Here is a 20,563-nt window from a genome sequence, read left to right as displayed (position 1 = left end):
CGCCCGGTTACATTCCGAACCCGGAAGCTAAGCCTTACAGCGCCGATGGTACTGCAGGGGGGACCCTGTGGGAGAGTAGGACACCGCCGAACAAATTTTATAGAAAGGCCCACACCTGTGGGCCTTTCTGCGTTTAGCGTGCTGTTTTTCAAAGGGGGCGCCTTGCGCCCCCTTTCTTTGTTTACAGGCGTCCGGCGGCCTTCAGGGCCAGATACGCGTCTGCCAGGGCCGGCGCCAGGTCGTCGGGGGTTGCGTCGACGACAGTGACCCCGTGCCGACGGAGTTGCTCAGCCGTGCGCTGACGTTCCGTCTGGGCCTGGGCGGCGGCAGCGGCTTCGTAGATCGCCTCGGTGTTTCCACGGGCGGTGGCCATGCGGGCGATGTGGGGGTCCGCCACTGAAGCGAGAAGAACTGTGTGGCGCTGTGTGAGCTGAGGGAGGAGCGGAAGCAGCCCTTCCTCGATCGGTGCGGCGTCGAGGCTCGTGAGCAGCACGACCAGGGAGCGGCGAGGCGCCGTACGAAGAGCTGTGGCTGTGAGGCCTCGGGCGTTCGTTTCGACAAGTTCGGGCTCGAGTGGGGCCATCGCGTTGACCAGGGAGGGGAGCAGGTCCTTTGCCGTGCGGCCCTGAACCAGGGCGCGTACTCCGCGGTCGTATGCGAGCAGGTCCACGCGGTCGCCGGCGCGGGAGGCGAGGGCGGCCAGGAGAAGGGCTGCGTCCATGGAGGCGTCGAGGCGGGGGGCGTCGCCGACTCGGCCTGCTGAAGTGCGGCCGGTGTCGAGGACCAGGAGGATGTGACGGTCGCGTTCGGGGCGCCAGGTGCGTACGGCGACGGCGCTTTGGCGGGCTGTGGCTCGCCAGTCGATGGAGCGGGTGTCGTCGCCCGGGACGTACTCGCGCAGGCTGTCGAACTCCGTGCCTTCGCCGCGGGTGAGAACGCTTGTACGGCCGTCGAGTTCACGCAGGCGGGCCAGCTTGGAGGGCAGGTGCTTGCGGCTGGTGAACGGGGGCAGCACACGGACCGTCCAGGGGACCTTGTGGGTGCCCTGGCGGGAGAACAGCCGGAGGGGGCCGTAGGAGCGGATCGTGACCCGGTCGGCCTGGCGGTCGCCGCGGCGGGTGGGGCGCAGGCGTGTGGTGATGCGGCGGCGTTCGCCCGAGGGGACCGTGAGGTGGTGGCGGGAGGCTTCCACCTCGGTCCCCGGCTGCCAGCTGCTGGGGGGCCAGGCGTCGCGGATGTGGGCGCGGAGGGGGCGGCCGGACGGGTTGGTGACGGTGAGAGTGACGTCGGCCGTCTCGCCCAGTCGGGCGGAGGTGTCGCCGGAGCGGGTCAGGCCCAGTCGTCGTACGGGAGCGGCGAGGGCGAAGTCGCAGGCGCAGGCCACCGCCAAGGGGGCGTTGACCGCGAGGATGCCCGTCCAGCTGGGTTCCCAGATGCCGATGGGCAGGGAGCCCAGGGCTGCTACGAGGGCGGCTCGTCCGGTGAGGGCCATCAGCGGGGAACCGGGACGTGGGCGAGGATCGCGTTGATGACGGAGTCCGGAGTGACGCCTTCCATCTCGGCCTCCGGGCGGAGTTGCACGCGGTGGCGGAGGGTGGGGAGGGCCAGGGCCTTCACGTCGTCGGGGATGACGTAGTCGCGGCCGGTGAGCCATGCCCACGCGCGCGAGGTGGCCAGAAGGGCCGTGGCGCCGCGCGGGGAGACGCCCAGGGTGAGGGACGGGGACTCGCGGGTGGCGCGGCAGATGTCGACGACGTAGGCGGTGATCTCGGGGGAGACCGTGGTCTTGGCGACCGCCGCGCGCGCGGCCTCGAGGTCGGCCGGGCCCGCTACGGGGCGTACGCCGGCGGCCTTGAGATCGCGGGGGTTGAAGCCCTCGGCGTGGCGGGTCAGGACGTCGATCTCGTCCTGGCGGGAGGGGAGCGGGATCGTCAGCTTGAGGAGGAAACGGTCCAGCTGGGCTTCGGGGAGGGGGTAGGTGCCCTCGTATTCCACCGGGTTCTGGGTCGCGGCGACCAGGAACGGGTCGGGGAGGAGGCGGGGGGTGCCGTCGACCGTGACCTGGCGCTCCTCCATGGCCTCCAGGAGGGACGACTGGGTCTTGGGCGGGGTGCGGTTGATCTCGTCGGCCAGGAGGAGGTTGGTGAAGACCGGGCCGGGCTGGAAGGAGAACTCGGCGGTGCGGGTGTCGTAGACCAGGGACCCCGTGACGTCGCTCGGCATGAGGTCCGGGGTGAACTGGACGCGCTTCGTGTCGAGTTCCAGCGCGGATGCGAGGGCGCGGACGAGCAACGTTTTGGCGACCCCAGGGACTCCTTCCAGTAGAACGTGTCCGCGGCAGAGGAGGGCGACGACGAGACCGGTCACGGCGGGGTCCTGGCCGACCACGGCTTTGGCGATCTCGGCGCGCAGGGCTTCCAGTGAGGCCCGGGCGCTGTCCGGGTCCCCGGTGGTCCCGGCGTTGTCAGTGGTCGGGTCCATCATGAACGGCGTACCTCTCTTTCGAGGGCGTCGAGTTGGTCGGCGAGGGAGATGAGGGCTGCGTCGTCGCTGGGCGGCGGGCCGAAGAGCAGGGAGTGCAGGCGCTGTCCGTCGCCTTGGGTGCGGAGGTGGGCGGACAGGGCGGGGAGCAGGGCCTCGGGCGCGTGCGCCTGGGGGACGGGGACGCCGACGAGGGGTGCGAGGCGGGTGCGGGTGGTGGAGCGAAGAGCGGTGGCCGCGCGGTCGCGGGCGGCCGCCTTGCGGTAGAGGCGGGCGCGGCCTTCGACGGTTTCGGAGGCGCGGATCGCCACGGGGAGTTTTTCGGGCACGAGGGGGCCGAGTCGGCGTGCCCTCCACAGGGCGGCGAGAGCTGCCGCGAAGAAGAGCTGGAGTGTGCCCCAGAGCCAGCCCGAGGGGAGGAGGTCGAGGAAGCTCTTTTCCGCATCAGGGTCGGCGGCGGAGGAGTCGGAGAGCGAGGGGAGGTACCAGACCAGATGGGGGCGGGAGCCGAGGAGTTGCAGGGAGAGCGAGGCGTTGCCCTGCTTGTCGAGGGTGTCGTTGTAGAGGATGTCGGGCGCGCCGAGTACGACGGTGTCGCCGTCCCCGGCAGCCGCCGGGACGCGCACCAGCGTGGGCAGGCGATCGCTGGGGTAGCACTCGTCGTTGCCGGGGTGGGTGACGGTGTAGCGGATGCCGCCGGTGTCGGCGGTGCCCGCGCGCCGGGCGGCCGGGAGGGCGCAGTCGGGGGCGAGCGTCGAGTCGAGGCTGGTGGCGGGGTCCGCCACGACGCCGGGTGCCAGGCGCTCGACGGACCAGCTGCCGGGTGCGACGAGGATCGTTCGGCCGTCGGAGTCGGTGGTGGCGGAGCGCAGTTGGCTCTGCTGGCGGTGTGTCAGCAGGTCGGGTACGGCGACCAGGAGGGTGGTGTCGGGGCCGGCGGCGGCGCGGGCCTCGTCCAGGGTGGTGACCACGCGGGTGTCGACGCCCCGGTCGGCGAGGAGTTCGGCGACGGCCCGGCTGCCGAAGGGGTCGGCGGAGCGGGGGTCGAGGCTGCCGTGGTGTTCGGTGGAGCGGATCGCTGCGATCACCACGGCCGCGACGACGAGGAGCACGACAGCGAGGACGACGCCCCGCGCGCGGGTCCACACCTGGCGCGTGGTGGGCGAGGCCGAGGTGGACGGGAGCGTGGCCCCGGCGGTCATTCGGCGGCTCCCTGGCGGGCGTGCTGGTCCGCGCTGTGGCTGGTGTGCGCGGTGTTCGTGCCGTTCGTGTTGTGCGCGAGTACCGGCTTGGTGCGTTCCAGGTCGCGGTCGAGGTCGGCGATGCGGTGGTACGACGGCTCGGTCGCGGACCGGCCGCCGTATGTGACGTCGTCGAAGTCCCGGGCCGCGGAGCGCAGTCGGTCGGTGTGGGAGGGCAGGGCCCGGCCCGCTTCCGCGGCGGCCTCGTCCGCGGTGCGGCCGGGGCGGATGTCGAGGAGAGCGCGTTCCTCCAGGGAGCGGACGATGGCGCGCATGCGTTCCTGGACGGCCTGGTTCCAGTGGCCCTGGGCGGCGTGCGCCTCAGCGGCCGCGCGGTGGTCGGCGGCGCTGCGGGGGCGGTCGTCGAACAGGGCGGCGGAGGAGCTGGGGCCGCGGCCGGGGGTGCCGAGGCGCCACCACAGGGCGCCGGCGACCAGGAGGACGACGGCGATGACGACGACCAGGCCGAGCGCGCCTCCCGGTGTCGCGGACGAGGCGGCGTCGAACAGCTTGCTCACCCAGTCCCAGAAGGCGTTGAGGGCACGCTGGAACCAGCTGGGGTCGTTCTCGTGGTACATCCGCTTGGCCAGCTCGCGGCGGGCCGCCTCCCGCGCGGGGTCGCGCGGGGTCGTCAGCGGTGGTTCGTCGCCGGAGCGTGCCATGAACAGCACGGAGCCGTCTCCGGCGCGCAGCGAAGTGAGCACTCCCCCCGGCAGGTTCACCTCGTCAGCTCCCGGGAGTGGCGCCGGTGCTGTAGCCCTGCACGCCGGCTGCGCGGGCCAGTTCGAGGTCGAGGGCCTCGCGGCGGATGCGCTGGTCGATGTAGAGGAGCACGGTGACGCCCGCCGAGATCGGGAAGGTGATCATGGAGCCGATCACCGAGCCGATGCCGCTGATGATGAGGAACGTCCAGCCGAGGTCGCCGGTGCCGTTGACGAAGCCGCCCACGCCGTCGCCGCTCAGGGCCGCGGCGAGGAAGGTGAAGGGGAGGACCACGATCGCCGCGACGATGTTCGCGATGATCCCGGCCAGCAGCTGGATGCCGAGGACCCGCCACCAGGAGCCGCGGACCAGCTTCGTGGAGCGGCTCATCGACTTCACGATGGTCTGCTTCTCCAGCATCAGCGCGGGCGAGGCCAGCGAGAAGCGGATCATCAGCCACAGGGCCACGACACTCGCGCCGAGGATGCCCAGGACGGCGAGGGCGATACCGCCGCCCTTGGAGCCCGCGACGGCCACGAGGATGCCGGGCAGCGCGCCGACCGCCAATACACCGAAGGTGATGAGCAGCAGCAGGAAGATCAGACCGAACAGCCTGGGGATCTGCGGGCGGGCGTCTCGCCAGGCCTCACCGGTGGTGACGGGGCGGCCGAGCACGGCCCGGCTGGTGACCGTCGTGAGCAGTGCGGTGGCGACGATCGTGCCGATCAGGGAGATCAGGAAGACGACCGTGGTGCTGACCATGGTCTCGCCCAGGGCGCGCGTCACCTCGTCGGCGCTGGCGCTCGGGTCGCTGAGGGCCTCGGAGCCGGCGTTGTCGTTGAGGACGAAGCCCTGGAGCAGGATGACCAGGACCTGGGTCACGACCGCGACGGTCAGCGAGATGCCGAGGACTGTGCGCCAGTAGGTGCGCATGGTGGAGACCGCGCCGTCGAGGATCTCGCCCACGCCGAGCGGGCGCAGGGGGATCACGCCGGGCTTGGCCGCGGGCGGGGGGCCGCCCCAGCCGCCGTATCCGGGGTGACCGGCGTAGCCGCCGCCCCAGCCCGGCTGCGGGCCCTGGGCTCCGGGCGGGCCGGCGGGGGGCGGGGATCCCCAGCCGCCGGGGGCGGTAGGCGGGGGAGGGGCCTGGCCCGGAGCGGTGGGTCCGGTGGGGGCGGACCACTGGGCAGCCGGCGGCTGTTCCTGGGACCACTTCGCGCCGGGGTCCTGCGAGGTGTCCGAAGGCTGCTGCGCGGGCTGCGCCGTGTCGGAGGCCGTGGTCGGCTTCGCCGCGCCGTTGGGGGCAGCCGTCTCGGCGGGCTTCGTGTCGGTGGGCTCGGTGGGGCCGGACGTGCCGGGCTCGTGCCCGTCGGACGGGGCGGATCCGGGCGAGGCCCAACCCGGAGTGTCTTTCATCGTCGCTCCTTCACGGTGCCCGTCCGCGGTCGCGGCGGCAGGTTGGCAGTCATCGTGTCATGGGGTCCTCGGCGAAGGACCAGCCGCGGTAGGGGCTGCACACCTTCAATACTCCGCCGGACAAGGGGCAGACTGACGACATGGCTGATCAGTACGCGCAAACCGGCGAGGACAGCAAGCCCACCGAGATACCGGCGATCCGCTGGGAAGAGCCACCCGAAGGTCCTGTACTGGTGCTTCTCGACCAGACGAGACTGCCGGCCGAGGAGGTCGAACTGGTCTGCACGGACGCGTCCGCGCTGGTGGAGGCGATCCGTTCGCTCGCCGTGCGCGGGGCTCCGCTGCTGGGGATCGCGGGGGCGTACGGGGTCGCGCTCGCCGCCGCGCGCGGGTTCGACGTGGACGAGGCGGCGGCCGTGCTGGCCGGAGCGCGTCCCACCGCGGTGAACCTGGCGGTCGGGGTGCGCAGGGCGCAGTCCGCGCACCGGGCGGAGCTCGCCAGGAGCGGCGATGAGAAGCAGGCCGCAGGAGCTGCGCTGGCGGCTGCGCGTGCGCTGCACCAGGAGGACGCGGCGGCCAGCTCGGCGATGGCCGAGCGTGGGCTGACGCTGCTGGACGAACTGCTTCCGGGCGGCGGGCACCGGATCCTGACGCACTGCAACACAGGGTCGCTCGTGTCGGGCGGCGAGGGCACGGCGTTCGCGGTGGCTCTCGCGGCGCACCGGGCGGGGCGGCTGCGGCGGCTGTGGGTGGACGAGACCCGTCCGCTGCTCCAGGGCGCCCGGCTGACGGCGTACGAGGCGGCGCGCAGCGGGATGGCGTACACCCTGCTGACCGACAACGCGGCGGGTTCGTTGTTCGCGGCCGGGGAGGTGGACGCGGTGCTGATCGGTGCCGACCGGATCGCGGCCGACGGTTCGGTGGCGAACAAGGTGGGGAGCTATCCGCTCGCGGTGCTCGCGCGGTATCACCATGTGCCGTTCATCGTGGTGGCACCGCTGACCACGGTGGATCCGGACACGCCGGACGGCGCGTCCATCGAGGTCGAGCAGCGGGCCGGGCACGAGGTCACCGAGATCGCGGCGCCGCAGGTCCCGGTGGCGGGAGGTGGCGCTGGCGGCGGGATTCCGGTGGCCCCGCTGGGTACTCAGGCATACAACCCGGCCTTCGATGTGACACCGCCGGAGCTGGTGACGGCGATCGTCACGGAAGAGGGTGTGGTGTCGCCGGTGACGGCTGAGGCCCTTGCTGAGCTGTGTGCCAGGTCCCGGCAGATGACGATCAGCTGATCGAGGAACGGGGGCGACCCGGTCCGCCGAGGCGCGAAGCGCAGACAGTAGCGACCCCATACGACTATCGTCACAGGTCAGTGACCTCCCTCACCAGCGCCCCGGTCACTGTTACGAGAATGGGATGATGTCGTTTATGAAGGGACGAGTCCTTGTCGTCGACGACGACACCGCACTTGCCGAGATGTTGGGCATCGTGCTGCGTGGTGAAGGTTTTGAGCCGTCTTTCGTAGCCGACGGCGACAAGGCGCTGGCCGCGTTCCGTGAGGCCAAGCCGGATCTGGTGCTGCTGGACCTGATGCTGCCCGGTCGGGACGGCATCGAGGTGTGCCGCCTGATCAGGGCGGAGTCCGGGGTGCCGATCGTGATGCTGACGGCCAAGAGCGACACCGTCGATGTCGTCGTGGGGCTGGAGTCCGGTGCCGACGACTACATCGTGAAGCCGTTCAAGCCGAAGGAGCTCGTGGCCCGCATCCGGGCGCGGCTCCGCAGGTCGGAGGAGCCGGCGCCCGAGCAGCTCGCCATCGGGGACCTGGTCATCGACGTGGCCGGGCACTCCGTGAAGCGGGACGGGCAGTCGATCGCGCTGACGCCGCTGGAGTTCGACCTGCTGGTCGCGCTCGCGCGCAAGCCGTGGCAGGTGTTCACGCGTGAGGTGCTGCTCGAGCAGGTGTGGGGCTATCGGCACGCCGCCGACACCCGGCTCGTCAATGTGCATGTACAGCGGCTGCGCTCCAAGGTCGAGAAGGACCCGGAGCGGCCGGAGATCGTGGTGACCGTCCGTGGTGTGGGTTACAAGGCAGGGCCCAGCTGACATGTCCGGAGACAGTGCCGCTTCGTCACCCGGGCGGACCGGGGCGAGTGCGGGGCGGCCTGTCGGGCGGAAGCCGGCGGGTTCCCGCTGGGGACGCTTCCTCGAGGGCGGGCTGCTTCAGGGCGGAGTCCAGGGCAGCCCGGTCCTGAGGCTGTTCATGCGCTGGGTGCGGCGGCCGCTGCTGCCCGTGATGCGGCTGTGGCGGCGCAACATCCAGCTCAAGGTCGTCGCCACGACCCTGCTGATGTCGCTCGGCGTGGTCCTGCTGCTGGGCTTCGTCGTCATCGGTCAGGTGCGCAACGGCCTGCTCGACGCCAAGGTCAAGGCCTCGCAGAGCCAGGCCACCGGCGGGTTCGCGGTGGCCAAGCAGAAGGCGGACGAGGCGGGCGCCGGGACCGACGACGCTGCCGCGGCGGCCGACGACCAGTCCGACCAGTTCGTCATCGAGTGGATGAGCAACCTCGTCTTCTCGCTCTCCAGCGGCGGCCAGGGCGCCTTCGACGTGGTCACCCTGCCCGTGGGCGGCGACAGCGGCAGCGGGCGCGGACCGCGCGCCTCCGGCGATGTCGACCCGACGGCCAGCGTCCCCGAGGCGCTGCGCGCCAAGGTCGACCAGAGCACGACCGCCGCCCAGAGCTACACCCGCATCACCTACGACACCGGCGAGGAGTCCCAGCCGGCCCTCGTCATCGGCAAGCAGGTCAACGACCCCAACGGCGACCCGTACCAGCTGTACTACCTCTTCCCGCTCACCCAGGAGGAGAAGTCGCTCAGCCTGGTCAAGGGCACCCTGGCGACCGCCGGGCTCTTCGTCGTCGTTCTCCTCGGAGCCATCGCCTGGCTCGTGGTGCGGCAGGTCGTCACGCCGGTGCGGATGGCGGCCGGGATCGCGGAGCGGTTGTCCGCCGGGCGGCTCCAGGAGCGCATGAAGGTCACCGGTGAGGACGACATCGCCCGCCTCGGTGAGGCGTTCAACAAGATGGCGCAGAACCTCCAGCTGAAGATCCAGCAGTTGGAGGACCTGTCGCGGATGCAGCGGCGGTTCGTGTCGGACGTGTCGCACGAGCTGCGGACGCCGCTGACGACCGTACGGATGGCCGCGGACGTCATCCATGACGCGCGTGAGGACTTCGATCCGATGACCGCGCGGTCTGCGGAACTGCTCGCGGACCAGCTGGACCGGTTCGAGACGCTGCTCGCGGATCTGCTGGAGATCAGTCGCTTCGACGCGGGCGCGGCGGCGCTGGAGGCCGAGCCGATAGACCTCAGGGAGGTCGTGCGGCGGGTGGTCGGCGGGGCCGAGCCGCTCGCCGAGCGCAAGGGCACGACGATCCGGGTGCTCGGTGATCAGCAGCCCGTCGTTGCGGAGGCCGACGCCCGGCGGGTCGAGCGGGTGCTGCGCAATCTCGTCGTCAATGCCGTCGAGCACGGCGAGGGCAAGGACGTCCTCGTCAAGCTGGCCGCGGCCGGCGGGGCGGTCGCGGTCGCGGTGCGCGACTACGGCGTCGGACTCAAGCCCGGCGAGGCCACCCGCGTGTTCAGCCGCTTCTGGCGGGCCGACCCGGCACGCGCGCGTACCACCGGCGGGACCGGCCTCGGGCTGTCCATCGCCCTGGAGGACGCGCGGCTGCACGGCGGCTGGTTGCAGGCGTGGGGTGAGCCGGGCGGCGGTTCGCAGTTCCGGCTGACGCTGCCCAGGACGGCCGACGAGCCCCTCAGGGGCTCGCCGATACCCCTGGAGCCCAAGGACTCGCGACGCAACCGTGGACTGGACGACGCCGGTCTGCCGCGCGGGGGCGCGGACAAGGCGGCCACCGTGCCGGTCCAGCCCACGAGCGGCCAGGTGACCTCGCGGGATCCGATAGCGCCGCGGACAGGCGCCGCGACACCCACGGCCGACCCGACCGCGCTGCCCGGCAACGGCTCGCGCGTGGTGCCGCGGCCCGCGGCGAACGGGCGGCGGCAGGACGGCACGTCCACCGCGGAGGGCGGTGAGGGCGCGAGCCGTTCGAACGACGGCTCGCAGGAGTCGTACGAACAGCAGGGGGAGGCCTTCCGTGGACGCTGACCGCGAGGGGAGCGGCCGGCGCACGCCGGGGCGCGCGGTGGCGTACGCCGCGTGCGGGGTCGTACTGCTGGCGGGGTGTGCCTCCATGCCGGACAGCGGTGATCTGCGCGGGGTGGACTCCACGCCCCGGCAGGACACGCCGGTGCGGGTCTTCGCGATGCCGCCGCAGGAGGACGCCGAGCCAACCGACATCGTGCAGGGCTTTCTCGAGGCGCTGACCAGCGACGATCCCAACTATGAGACGGCCCGCAAGTATCTGACCCCGGCGGCGCAGAAGAAGTGGGAGCCGGGCCTTTCCACCACGGTGCTCGACGACGGGCCCGGTGCCGACATCGTGCGGCCCGCCGACCGGGAGCAGGCCGACGGCACCTGGTTCACGCTGATCGGCACCAAGGTGGCCGTCGTGGACGCGCAGCAGTCGTACGCGCCGACCTCAGGTCAGTACCGGGAGAGCGTGCACCTGGTGCAGGACAAGAAGACCAAGCAGTGGCGGATCGACTCCCCTCCCCAGGGTGTCGTGATGGGGAAGTCGGACTTCCAGCGCAACTACGTGGCCGTCAACAAGTACTACTTCGCTTCGGAGGCCAAGGCGCCGGCCGTTCCGCAGACGGTGGCCGTCGCCGACCCGGTGTACGTGCGTGAGCGGGTGGATCCCGTGACACAGGTGGTGCGCTCCCTGCTCAACGGGCCGACGCGGTGGCTCGACCCCGTCGTCAGGACGAGTTTTCCCACAGGCACCGCCCTCCAGAAGGGGACCTCGTCGCTGACCCCCGACGACCGGGGTGCGCTGACCGTGCCGCTCAACGACAAGGCCGGGCACGTCAGTTCGGACCGGTGCCGAGCCATGGCGGCTCAACTGCTGTTCACCTTGCAGAACCTCGCGCCGGCCGTGGACACGGTCGAAGTACAGGCCGACCGCAGGCCGTTGTGCTCCGCTGACGGGGACGATGCCAACGGCGTCGCCCAGCGCGGCTCGGTGGAGAAGCCGGTGTCCCTGTACTTCGTGAACGGTGAGCACCGGCTGGTACGGATGCCCGCGGTTCCGGCCGGCGGCGACATGAAGGCCGAGCCGGCCCCGGTGCCCGGGGCGCTCGGCGACGGCGACAAGGACCTGCGGTCCGTGGCCGTCTCGCGGGACGAGCACATGGCCGCCGGTGTCTCTCTCGACGGCAGGTCGCTGTACGTCGGATCGCTGGTGTCGGGCGGGTCGCTCGGGGACCCGGTGCTGGTCAGCAGCGGCAAGGCGGCCGAGGACCGGCTGACCACGCCTAGTTGGGACATCGAGGGCGACCTGTGGGTGGCCGACCGCAATCCCGCCGATCCGCGCCTGCTGCTGTTCAAGGAGGGCGCGGGCAAACCGCTGAAGGTGGAGACTCCCGGGCTTGACGGGCGGATCAAGGACCTGCGGGTGGCGGCGGACGGGGTGCGGGTCGCGCTCGTCGTGCAGAAGGGCGGCAAGCAGTCGCTGTACGTCGGGCGGATCGAGCGCGAGGGAAAGGTCGGCGACGCGCGGAGCGTCTCGGTGCGGGAGCTGCGCTCCACCACTCCGGATCTGGAGGAGGTCACGACCATGTCCTGGGCCGGCGACAGCAGGCTCGTGGTGGTCGGGCGGGAGCAGGGCGGAGTGCAGCAGACGCGGTACGTCCAGGTCGACGGGTCCACGCCCGAGGGGCCGCCGCCGGCCGCGCTGACGGGCGTGAAGGAGGTCGCCGCGTCGGAGGACGACGATGTGCCGTTGGCCGCGTACTCGGAGGACGGGATCGTGCGGCTGCCGTCGGGGGCGCAGTGGCAGAAGGTGGATGCGGACGGGACGGCGCCGGTGTATCCCGGCTGACGGGGTCGTGGTGACCGGGCCACGGTGACAGGGTCACGGTGACGGGGCTCGTTCGCGGGAGCGTGTTGTAGGGAGCGGCTGCTTTTGCCGGGGGAGGCCCTGGTGGAGGTGGCCGCTTTTGCTGTGTGTGGTGGGGGCGGATTCGATGACGACGGGCGGATTCCAGGTGCTCGTCCTTCGGAGGCCGAATAGCGGAGCGCTGAGAGGCCGGTCAATTCGTTGTATGGGGTCGGTATTTGATGTGGGAACTGCTGTTCGGATAGCTGGCGGAGTTTTCCACAGGGGTTTTCCACAGGGGTGGTCGGTCGGCTCCCGTGTTGGCACAGTGGTGGGCATGCGGGGGTGGTGGCAGGACCTCACCGATCTGGTGCTGCCGGCCGAGTGCGGAGGCTGCGGGAGGCCTCGCACGGCGCTCTGTCCTGAGTGCCGTGCCGCCCTGGACGGGGCCGTACCGCGCCGGGTGCGACCGGTGCCGGAGCCGCCCGGAATGCCGGCCGTGCATGCGGCGGCTCGGTATGCGGATGCGGTGCGGGCGGTGCTGCTGGCGCACAAGGAACGGGGCGCCCTGGGGCTCGCGGGGCCGCTCGGTTCGGCGTTGGCGGGAGCTGTGTGGACGGGGGTGCGGGAGGTTTGTGAGACGGGCGACGAGGGAGCGGCCTGGGGGCGCGTGCTGCTGGTCCCTGTGCCGTCCGCGCGGCGGGCCGTGCGGGCCCGGGGGCATGACCCGGCCCGGCGGATCGCCCTCGCGGCGGCGGGAGAACTGCGGCGGGCGGGGATGCCGGCGCGCGTGGTGGCCGTACTGCGGCAGCGGCGGGGCGTGGCCGACCAGTCGGAACTCAACTCCCGGCAGCGGATGGACAACCTCGCCGGCGCGCTGACCGTGGTGCCGGGCGGCGGACGGCTGCTGTCCGAAGGACTGGTCGTGCTGGTCGACGACCTGATGACGACCGGGGCGACCTTGGCGGAGGCGGCTCGGGCGGTACGGGAGGCGAGGGACGGGGAAGGGCTGGCGTACCGCGGTGCGGGGGCTGGGCTTCGTGGGGAACAGCGCGGACTCAGGGTCCGCGAGGGGTGGGCCGTGCCTGGTGGCCAACAGGCTTGGTCTCGTGATGAACAGACGGCGGCCGGGAGCCGTGATCAACGGCAACGGGGGGTGGGCGGAGGACCTGCCCAGCGGGGCGGGCACGGCGGCCTGCGGCAGCCCGAGTCGGGGGCGGAGACAGGTCGTCGGCGGTCGGAGTCGGAGAGGTGGAGCGCTGACGCGCAGGCGGCCATTGACGGCTGGCGTGAGCGGGCGAGGGCGGCGAGGGATGCGCGGGACGTTCACGGGCAGGGGGTGAGGGATGAGCGCGCTGATCAAGGACAGAAGGAGTCACGGCGGCCGGAGACAAGTGCGTGGCTTGCTCCAGGGCAACCCGGGGCAGGTGGGAGCCACAGTGGACGGACGCAGGGGCCGGGTGGGGCTCACAAGGTGCGGGGAGTGGGTGGATGCGGGAGTGACGGGGAGAGCGTCGTGTACACGGCCGCAACACGGGAAGGCATGAGGGACCGGATGATCGCAGGGACCGAGGAGGACACGGCCCGGGAGCGCTGCCAGGTGGCGGCGGGCGCCGGTGGCGTCCGTGACCTGATCTGCGCGGCTGTGGTCGCGGCCTCGCTGGATTCCTCCGAGATAAACCGGAACTGACTGTGAAGTTGCATCGTTGCAGGTTGTGAGAGGGCCAATTCACCTGAACGGAGGTACGCCGCGGTAGAGGGTGACGACATCCGTCCGGGCGAGATATGTTCGGTTGTGAGAGAAAGGCGCAGGCCACACCTCACTAATCCGAATGCCGTGCCGCGGGATTTCCACCATCACCCGCGCCGGTGGAATGGAGATCTTGCCCGCGGGGGAGGAGGTGGGAGTCACCGAGTCCGAGGTTCCGGGGCTCACCGGAGCTTGGTGCAAAAGGGAGATGCTCCGCATCGAGGCGGAGCGATCCGGGAACGGAGTTCTGCGTGGACATCGTCGTCAAGGGCCGCAAGACCGAGGTGCCCGAGCGGTTCCGCAAGCACGTGGCCGAGAAGCTGAAGCTGGAGAAGATCCAGAAGCTCGATGGCAAGGTGATCAGCCTCGACGTCGAGGTGTCCAAGGAGCCGAACCCCCGACAGGCCGACCGTTGTGACCGAGTGGAGATCACGCTCCGCTCCCGCGGTCCGGTGATCCGGGCGGAAGCGGCAGCCAGCGACCCGTACGCGGCACTCGACCTGGCAGCGGAGAAGCTGGACGCCAGGCTGCGCAAGCAGCACGACAAGCGCCACACGCGGCGCGGCGCACGCCGGCTCACGGCGGCCGAGGTCCCGGACCACGTTCCGGACGCGGCGACCCTCAACGGCAACGGTCACCCCGTGCACGAGGACGAGCCGGAGGGCGTACCCACCAAGAGGATCGGCTCGCTGGAGATCAAGGGCGAAGGCCCCCTGATCGTCCGCGAGAAGACCCACGTCGCCTCCCCGATGACTCTCGACCAGGCGCTCTACGAGATGGAACTGGTCGGGCACGACTTCTATCTGTTCGTCGACTCCGAGACCAAGGAACCGAGTGTCGTCTACCGGCGGCACGCCTACGACTACGGCGTCATCCACCTGAGCACGGACCCGATGGTCGCCCGGGCACACTCTCCCGCGCCCGGTGGCACGACGGGGAGCTGACCCTCCCGGATGACAGCTGACGGGTGCCCCTGGAGCGCGTGTGCGCCCCCAGGGGCACCCGCGTGCGACCGTTTCGCGCCTCGCTCTGTCATCTCACTGCCGTCCGGGCATGAAATCATGGCCGTACCGGCCCAACCGGTGGGTCGTTGCCTTGGGTTGGCGATGGCACGAACCAGCCACAGCCTTCAGGGGGAGGAACGATGGCGGACAGCTTCGGACCGCTGCGCGGCGCGGGCGCCGACGACGGCGTCGACGACATGGGCGCGGACGCGGGCTCTCCACGCAAGGAGCCCATCCGGGTCCTGGTCGTGGACGACCATGCGCTCTTCCGGCGGGGACTGGAGATCGTGCTCGCGGCCGAGGAGGACATCCAGGTCGTCGGCGAGGCGGGCGATGGCGCGGAGGCCGTGGACAAGGCCGCCGACCTGCTGCCGGACATCGTTCTGATGGACGTGCGGATGCCCAAGCGGGGCGGCATCGAGGCCTGCACCTCCATCAAGGAGGTGGCACCCAGCGCGAAGATCATCATGCTGACGATCAGCGACGAGGAAGCCGACCTCTACGAGGCGATCAAGGCCGGTGCGACCGGATACCTCCTCAAGGAGATCTCCACGGACGAGGTCGCCACCGCGATCCGTGCGGTGGCCGACGGGCAGTCGCAGATCAGCCCCTCCATGGCGTCGAAGCTGCTCACCGAGTTCAAGTCGATGATCCAGCGGACCGACGAGCGCCGGCTGGTGCCCGCGCCGCGGCTGACCGACCGGGAGCTGGAAGTCCTCAAGCTCGTCGCCACCGGGATGAACAACCGTGACATCGCCAAGGAGTTGTTCATCTCCGAGAACACCGTGAAGAACCATGTGCGCAACATCCTGGAGAAGCTCCAGCTGCACTCCAGGATGGAGGCCGTCGTCTACGCGATGCGCGAGAAGATCCTAGAGATCCGCTAGCGCCTTCACGAGGGGCTCGCGGAGCTCCGGAGCGTCCACCCGCTCCACACGTACGTCCGCGCAGTCCACCCAGCTCGCCGCCTCGGCCAGGGCCTGCGCCACCGCCGGGACCGCCTTCGGGCCGTCCAGCGTGACCTGCCGGGCCACCAGCGTGCCGCCCTCGCGAGCCGGGTCCACGCGGCCGACCAGACGGCCACCGGCCAGCACCGGCATCGCGAAGTAGCCGTGAATCCGCTTGGGCTTGGGGACATAGGCCTCCAGGCGGTGGGTGAAGCCGAAGATCCGTTCCGTACGCGCGCGTTCCCAGATCAGGGAGTCGAACGGGGACAGCAGGGTGGTGCGGTGGCGGCCGCGCGGGGGCGTCTCCAGGGCCGCGGGGTCGGCCCAGGCCGGTTTGCCCCAGCCCTCGACGGTCACCGGTACCAGGCCGGAGTCGGCGATCACCGCGTCGACCTGCTCGCCCTTCAGGCGGTGGTAGTCGGCGATGTCCGCGCGGGTGCCGACCCCCAGGGACTGGCCCGCGAGACGGACCAGGCGGCGTACGCACTCGGTGTCGTCCAGCTCGTCGTGGAGCAGGTCGGCGGGGACGGCACGCTCGGCGAGGTCGTACACCCGCTTCCAGCCGCGGCGCTCCACGCAGACCACCTCGCCGTACATGAGGGCGCGTTCGACGGCGACCTTGGTGCCGGACCAGTCCCACCACTCGCTGGTCCGCTTCGCGCCGCCCAACTCCGTGGCGGTGAGGGGGCCTTCGGCGCGGAGCTGCTTGACGACCTGGTCGTAGGTGCCTTCAGGGAGCTGGTGGTTCCAGTGCGGGCGGGACCGGTAGGCGCGGCGGCGGAAGGCGAAGTGGGGCCATTCCTCGATGGGGAGGATGCAGGCCGCGTGCGACCAGTACTCGAAGGCGTGGGGGCGCGGCTGCGGCGCGCCGGGGGAGGCGCTGGTCCAGTAGGCGTCCTCCACCGTTCTGCGGCCCACCGCGCCGAGACGGGCGTACGGGATCAGTTCGTGGGAGCGGGCGAGGACCGAGATGGTGTCGAGCTGGACCGCGCCCAGGTGGCGGAGGACGCCGCGGACTCCGGCCCGCCGGTCGGGAGAGCCGAGGAAGCCCTGGGCGCGCAGCGCGATACGACGGGCCTCGTCGGCCGAGAGGTCGGTGGTGGGACGCGGGGTCGTCATGGGTCCGAACGATAGAGGCAGGCACTGACAGTGCGAGGCGACCTGCGGATTTGCCGGGGCGGGGTCAGTGGAGCGGGTTCACCGGGTCGCCGGCAGGTACTGCGCGGTCGACGGCAGGCCCAGGTCGGAGGGGAGCAGCGCGCCGATCCAGCAGTCCCGGCGGATGCCCTGGTGGGCGATTCCGGAGCGCATGACGCCCTCGACGACGAAGCCGGCGCGCTCGGCCACCGCGCGCGAGGGCTCGTTGCCCACTTCGGCGCGCCACTCCACGCGGTCGACGGACAGCTCGGTGACGGCCCAGCGGGAGGCGGCGAGGACGGCCTCGGTGACGTAGCCCTTGCCGCGGTGCTCCTTGACGGCCCAGTAGCCGATCTCGGCCATGGCCGGCCCCCGCATGGTCAGACCCAGCATGCCCACCAGGTCCTCCCCCTCGGGGAGGAAGAGACCCCAGGTGAACATCGTGCCGTTCGCCCAGCCCTGCGGGACCAGCTGTTCGGTGAAGCCCTGGGCGTGCTCGGGCAGGTACGGCGAGGGGATGGTCGTCCAGCGCAGGATGTCGGGATCCTGGACGGCGGCGAACACGGTCTCGGTGTCCTGCGGGCCGGGCGTGCGCAGCAGCAGGCGGTCGGTAGTGAGGGTGACGGAGTCCATCGGCTGATTCTGCTCAGGTGTTCGGTGAAGGCGCCATCAGTTTTGCTGTGAGTGAGCGGGCCATCACAATTCGCGCAATTCATGAGCGGGGCGCGGCACCATCGGCGTTCCCCGTCCGTTGTCACCTTTGAAGCAGATTTGAAGATGCTGACAGTCGGCGTACCCGGCAGGCCTCCCGGCCTGGCGGTGTCCTCGCATACGATGGCCGTTGCTCAGTAAGTGAAATGGAAACCGACCGTCCCAGGCCCGACCGGCAAGGAGACCAACCCCCGTGTCCGTCCTCTCGAAGATCATGCGTGCAGGCGAAGGCAAGATCCTGCGCAAGCTGCACCGCATCGCGGACCAGGTCAACTCCATCGAAGAGGACTTCGTCGACCTCTCCGACGCCGAGCTGCGTGCCCTCACCGAGGAGTACAAGCAGCGGTACGCCGACGGTGAGAGCCTGGACGACCTGATGCCCGAGGCGTTCGCCACCGTGCGCGAAGGTGCCAAGCGCGCCCTCGGTCAGCGTCACTACGACGTGCAGATCATGGGCGGCGCGGCCCTGCACCTCGGCTACGTCGCCGAGATGAAGACCGGTGAGGGCAAGACCCTCGTCGGCACCCTGCCGGCGTACCTGAACGCGATCTCCGGCAAGGGCGTTCACCTCATCACGGTCAACGACTACCTGGCCGAGCGCGACTCCGAGATGATGGGCCGCGTCCACAAGTTCCTGGGCCTGAGCGTCGGTTGCATCCTCGCCAACATGACGCCGGCCCAGCGCCGTGAGCAGTACGCGTGCGACATCACCTACGGCACGAACAACGAGTTCGGCTTCGACTACCTGCGCGACAACATGGCGTGGTCCCAGGACGAACTCGTCCAGCGCGGCCACAACTTCGCCATCGTCGACGAGGTCGACTCCATCCTGGTCGACGAGGCCCGTACGCCGCTGATCATCTCCGGCCCGGCCGACCAGGCCACCAAGTGGTACGGCGACTTCGCCAAGCTGGTCCTGCGCCTGAAGAAGGGCGAGGCGGGCAACCCCCTCAAGGGCATCGAGGAGACCGGCGACTACGAGGTCGACGAGAAGAAGCGCACGGTCGCCATCCACGAGTCCGGCGTCAGCAAGGTCGAGGACTGGCTGGGCATCGACAACCTCTACGAGTCGGTGAACACCCCTCTGGTGGGCTACCTGAACAACGCCATCAAGGCGAAGGAGCTCTTCAAGAAGGACAAGGACTACGTCGTCATGGACGGCGAAGTCATGATCGTCGACGAGCACACCGGCCGTATCCTCGCCGGCCGCCGTTACAACGAGGGCATGCACCAGGCGATCGAGGCGAAGGAGGGGGTGGACATCAAGGACGAGAACCAGACCCTTGCCACGATCACCCTCCAGAACTTCTTCCGCCTGTACAAGCGTCACGACCACAACGGCAAGGAACAGCCCGGTCTGTGCGGCATGACCGGTACGGCGATGACCGAGGCCGCCGAGTTCCACCAGATCTACAAGCTCGGCGTGGTGCCGATCCCGACGAACCGGCCGATGATCCGCAAGGACCAGTCGGACCTGATCTACCGCACCGAGGTCGCGAAGTTCGAGGCGGTCGTCGACGACATCGTCGAGAAGCACGAGAAGGGCCAGCCGATCCTCGTCGGCACCACCTCGGTCGAGAAGTCCGAGTACCTCTCGCAGCAGCTGTCCAAGCGCGGCGTCCAGCACGAGGTGCTGAACGCGAAGCAGCACGACCGGGAGGCGACGATCGTCGCCCAGGCCGGCCGCAGGGGCGCCGTCACCGTCGCCACGAACATGGCCGGCCGCGGTACCGACATCAAGCTCGGCGGCAACCCCGAGGACCTCGCCGACGCGGAGCTGCGCCAGCGCGGCCTCGACCCCGAGGAGCACATCGAGGAGTGGGCGCAGGCCCTGCCCGCCGCCCTGGAGAAGGCCGAGCAGGCCGTCAAGGCCGAGAAGGAAGAGGTCGAGGCGCTCGGCGGCCTCTACGTGCTCGGCACCGAGCGGCACGAGTCGCGCCGTATCGACAACCAGCTGCGCGGTCGTTCCGGCCGTCAGGGCGACCCGGGCGAGTCCCGCTTCTACCTGTCGCTCGGCGACGACCTGATGCGCCTGTTCAAGGCCCAGATGGTCGAGCGCGTGATGTCGATGGCGAACGTCCCCGACGACGTGCCGATCGAGAACAAGATGGTCACGCGCGCGATCGCGTCCGCCCAGTCGCAGGTCGAGCAGCAGAACTTCGAGACCCGCAAGAACGTCCTGAAGTACGACGAGGTCCTCAACCGGCAGCGCGAGGTCATCTACGGCGAGCGCCGCCGCGTCCTGGAGGGCGAGGACCTCCAGGAGCAGATCGTCCACTTCATGGACGACACCATCGACGCGTACGTCGCGGCGGAGACCGCCGAGGGCTTCGCCGAGGACTGGGACCTCGACCGGCTGTGGGGCGCCTTCAAGCAGCTCTACCCGGTGAAGATCACCGTCGAGGAGCTGGAGGACGCGGCGGGCGACCGCGCGGGTCTGACCGCCGAGTACATCTCCGAGTCCATCAAGGACGACATCCACGAGCAGTACGAGGCGCGCGAGGCGCAGCTCGGCTCCGAGATCATGCGTGAGCTGGAGCGCCGGGTCGTGCTGTCGGTCCTGGACCGCAAGTGGCGCGAGCACCTCTACGAGATGGACTACCTCCAGGAGGGCATCGGCCTGCGCGCGATGGCCCAGAAGGACCCGCTGGTCGAGTACCAGCGCGAGGGCTTCGACATGTTCACCGCCATGATGGAGGGCATCAAGGAGGAGTCCGTCGGCTACCTGTTCAACCTGGAGGTCCAGGTCGAGCAGCAGGTCGAGGAGGTCCCCGTCGAGGACGCCGCGCCATCGCTCGACAAGAAGGACGCGGTGCCCGCGCAGGCCGGTGCGCGTCCGGAGATCCGGGCCAAGGGACTCGACGCTCCGCAGCGCCGGGACCTGCACTTCTCCGCGCCGACCGTGGACGGCGAGGGCGGTGTCGTCGAGGGCGAGTTCGCCGACGACGACGAGCCGGTGCGCTCCGAGGCGGACGGCCTCACGCGCGCGGAGCGCAGGAAGCAGTCCCGCGGCCGGGGGCGGCGCAAGAAGTAGATCTGTCTGACGCCGCGGCGCCTGGGCGCTGTGGCGGTGGAAGGGCCGGGTCACCTGAGGGTGCCCGGCCCTTCGGCGTGCGATGGGGCGCGCGGTAGGCGTGAGGGGGCGGCTGCCGGGGCCCATCGGGGGCGATCG

At 70.6% G+C, this 20,563-nt stretch carries 15 protein-coding genes, 1 rRNA gene and 1 pseudogene; 10 read left to right on the top strand and 7 right to left on the bottom strand.

Going from position 1 to position 20,563, the window contains the following annotated elements; all coding sequences use genetic code 11:
- A 5S ribosomal RNA gene (gene rrf / locus IF54_RS40540) occupies positions 1–92 on the top strand; the annotation flags it as partial.
- Between the two features lie 89 nt (positions 93–181).
- On the opposite strand, the gene IF54_RS0121920 is transcribed toward rrf, so the two are convergent.
- Genes IF54_RS0121920 through IF54_RS0121900 form a run of 5 tightly spaced genes read right to left on the bottom strand, consistent with a single transcriptional unit; the run spans position 182 to position 5,840 of the window.
- Positions 182–1,492, bottom strand: a complete 1,311-nt coding sequence (locus IF54_RS0121920; protein WP_030321252.1) for a DUF58 domain-containing protein — start codon at positions 1,490–1,492, stop codon at positions 182–184.
- Positions 1,492–2,481: an AAA family ATPase gene (locus IF54_RS0121915; RefSeq protein ID WP_020139087.1), complete on the bottom strand. Its 990-nt coding sequence runs from the start codon at positions 2,479–2,481 to the stop codon at positions 1,492–1,494. The genes IF54_RS0121920 and IF54_RS0121915 overlap by 1 nt, the downstream gene beginning before the upstream one ends.
- Positions 2,481–3,683, bottom strand: coding sequence for a DUF4350 domain-containing protein (locus IF54_RS0121910; protein ID WP_030321247.1), 1,203 nt, complete (start codon positions 3,681–3,683; stop codon positions 2,481–2,483). The genes IF54_RS0121915 and IF54_RS0121910 overlap by 1 nt, the downstream gene beginning before the upstream one ends.
- Complete coding sequence (locus tag IF54_RS0121905) at positions 3,680–4,444, bottom strand: DUF4129 domain-containing protein (RefSeq protein WP_030321243.1); 765 nt, start codon at positions 4,442–4,444, stop codon at positions 3,680–3,682. The genes IF54_RS0121910 and IF54_RS0121905 overlap by 4 nt, the downstream gene beginning before the upstream one ends.
- A gap of 4 nt (positions 4,445–4,448) precedes the next feature.
- A complete protein-coding gene (locus tag IF54_RS0121900; RefSeq protein ID WP_030321241.1) occupies positions 4,449–5,840 on the bottom strand; it encodes a glycerophosphoryl diester phosphodiesterase membrane domain-containing protein in 1,392 nt (463 codons plus the stop codon).
- A 140-nt stretch (positions 5,841–5,980) separates the two neighbouring features.
- Here IF54_RS0121900 and mtnA point away from each other — a divergent pair, with 140 nt between their 5' ends.
- From mtnA to IF54_RS0121865, 8 genes and pseudogenes are all read left to right on the top strand, one after another.
- Positions 5,981–7,129, top strand: coding sequence for an S-methyl-5-thioribose-1-phosphate isomerase (mtnA, locus tag IF54_RS0121895; RefSeq protein WP_030321239.1), 1,149 nt, complete (start codon positions 5,981–5,983; stop codon positions 7,127–7,129).
- A gap of 124 nt (positions 7,130–7,253) precedes the next feature.
- Positions 7,254–7,943, top strand: a complete 690-nt coding sequence (mtrA, locus tag IF54_RS0121890) for a two-component system response regulator MtrA (protein WP_187283109.1) — start codon at positions 7,254–7,256, stop codon at positions 7,941–7,943.
- Between the two features lies 1 nt (position 7,944).
- Positions 7,945–10,011, top strand: coding sequence for an MtrAB system histidine kinase MtrB (gene mtrB, locus IF54_RS0121885; RefSeq protein ID WP_030321235.1), 2,067 nt, complete (start codon positions 7,945–7,947; stop codon positions 10,009–10,011).
- A complete protein-coding gene (locus tag IF54_RS0121880; RefSeq protein ID WP_030321233.1) occupies positions 10,001–11,845 on the top strand; it encodes an LpqB family beta-propeller domain-containing protein in 1,845 nt (614 codons plus the stop codon). Before mtrB ends, IF54_RS0121880 begins: the two co-directional genes overlap by 11 nt.
- Positions 11,846–12,179: 334 nt before the next feature.
- Positions 12,180–12,905, top strand: a pseudogene (locus IF54_RS43485) (ComF family protein); the annotation flags it as partial.
- A gap of 492 nt (positions 12,906–13,397) precedes the next feature.
- Complete coding sequence (locus IF54_RS43940) at positions 13,398–13,532, top strand: hypothetical protein (protein WP_267884965.1); 135 nt, start codon at positions 13,398–13,400, stop codon at positions 13,530–13,532.
- Between the two features lie 311 nt (positions 13,533–13,843).
- Positions 13,844–14,536 carry a ribosome hibernation-promoting factor, HPF/YfiA family gene (hpf, locus tag IF54_RS0121870; protein ID WP_020139079.1) on the top strand — a complete coding sequence of 231 codons (693 nt, stop codon included), beginning with the start codon at positions 13,844–13,846 and terminating at the stop codon, positions 14,534–14,536.
- A gap of 200 nt (positions 14,537–14,736) precedes the next feature.
- Entirely contained in the window at positions 14,737–15,483 is a 747-nt protein-coding gene (locus tag IF54_RS0121865; RefSeq protein WP_030321230.1) for a response regulator, read from the top strand.
- Here IF54_RS0121865 and IF54_RS0121860 read toward each other — a convergent pair.
- Positions 15,469–16,662, bottom strand: a complete 1,194-nt coding sequence (locus IF54_RS0121860; protein ID WP_030321228.1) for a winged helix-turn-helix domain-containing protein — start codon at positions 16,660–16,662, stop codon at positions 15,469–15,471. The genes IF54_RS0121865 and IF54_RS0121860 overlap by 15 nt on opposite strands.
- A 78-nt stretch (positions 16,663–16,740) precedes the next feature.
- Positions 16,741–17,313 carry a GNAT family N-acetyltransferase gene (locus IF54_RS0121855; RefSeq protein WP_030321227.1) on the bottom strand — a complete coding sequence of 191 codons (573 nt, stop codon included), beginning with the start codon at positions 17,311–17,313 and terminating at the stop codon, positions 16,741–16,743.
- A 271-nt stretch (positions 17,314–17,584) separates the two neighbouring features.
- On the opposite strand from IF54_RS0121855, the gene secA reads away from it, so the two are divergent.
- Entirely contained in the window at positions 17,585–20,425 is a 2,841-nt protein-coding gene (secA, locus tag IF54_RS0121850) for a preprotein translocase subunit SecA (protein ID WP_030321224.1), read from the top strand.
- The last annotated feature ends 138 nt before the right edge of the window (positions 20,426–20,563 follow it).

Origin of the sequence: Streptomyces sp. NRRL B-3229 (assembly GCF_000719505.1) — a bacterium.
Classification (GTDB): Bacteria; Actinomycetota; Actinomycetes; order Streptomycetales; family Streptomycetaceae; genus Streptomyces; species Streptomyces griseorubiginosus.
The sequence above is the reverse complement of the archived record's forward strand: the minus strand, read 5'-3'. Positions and strand labels throughout refer to the sequence as shown.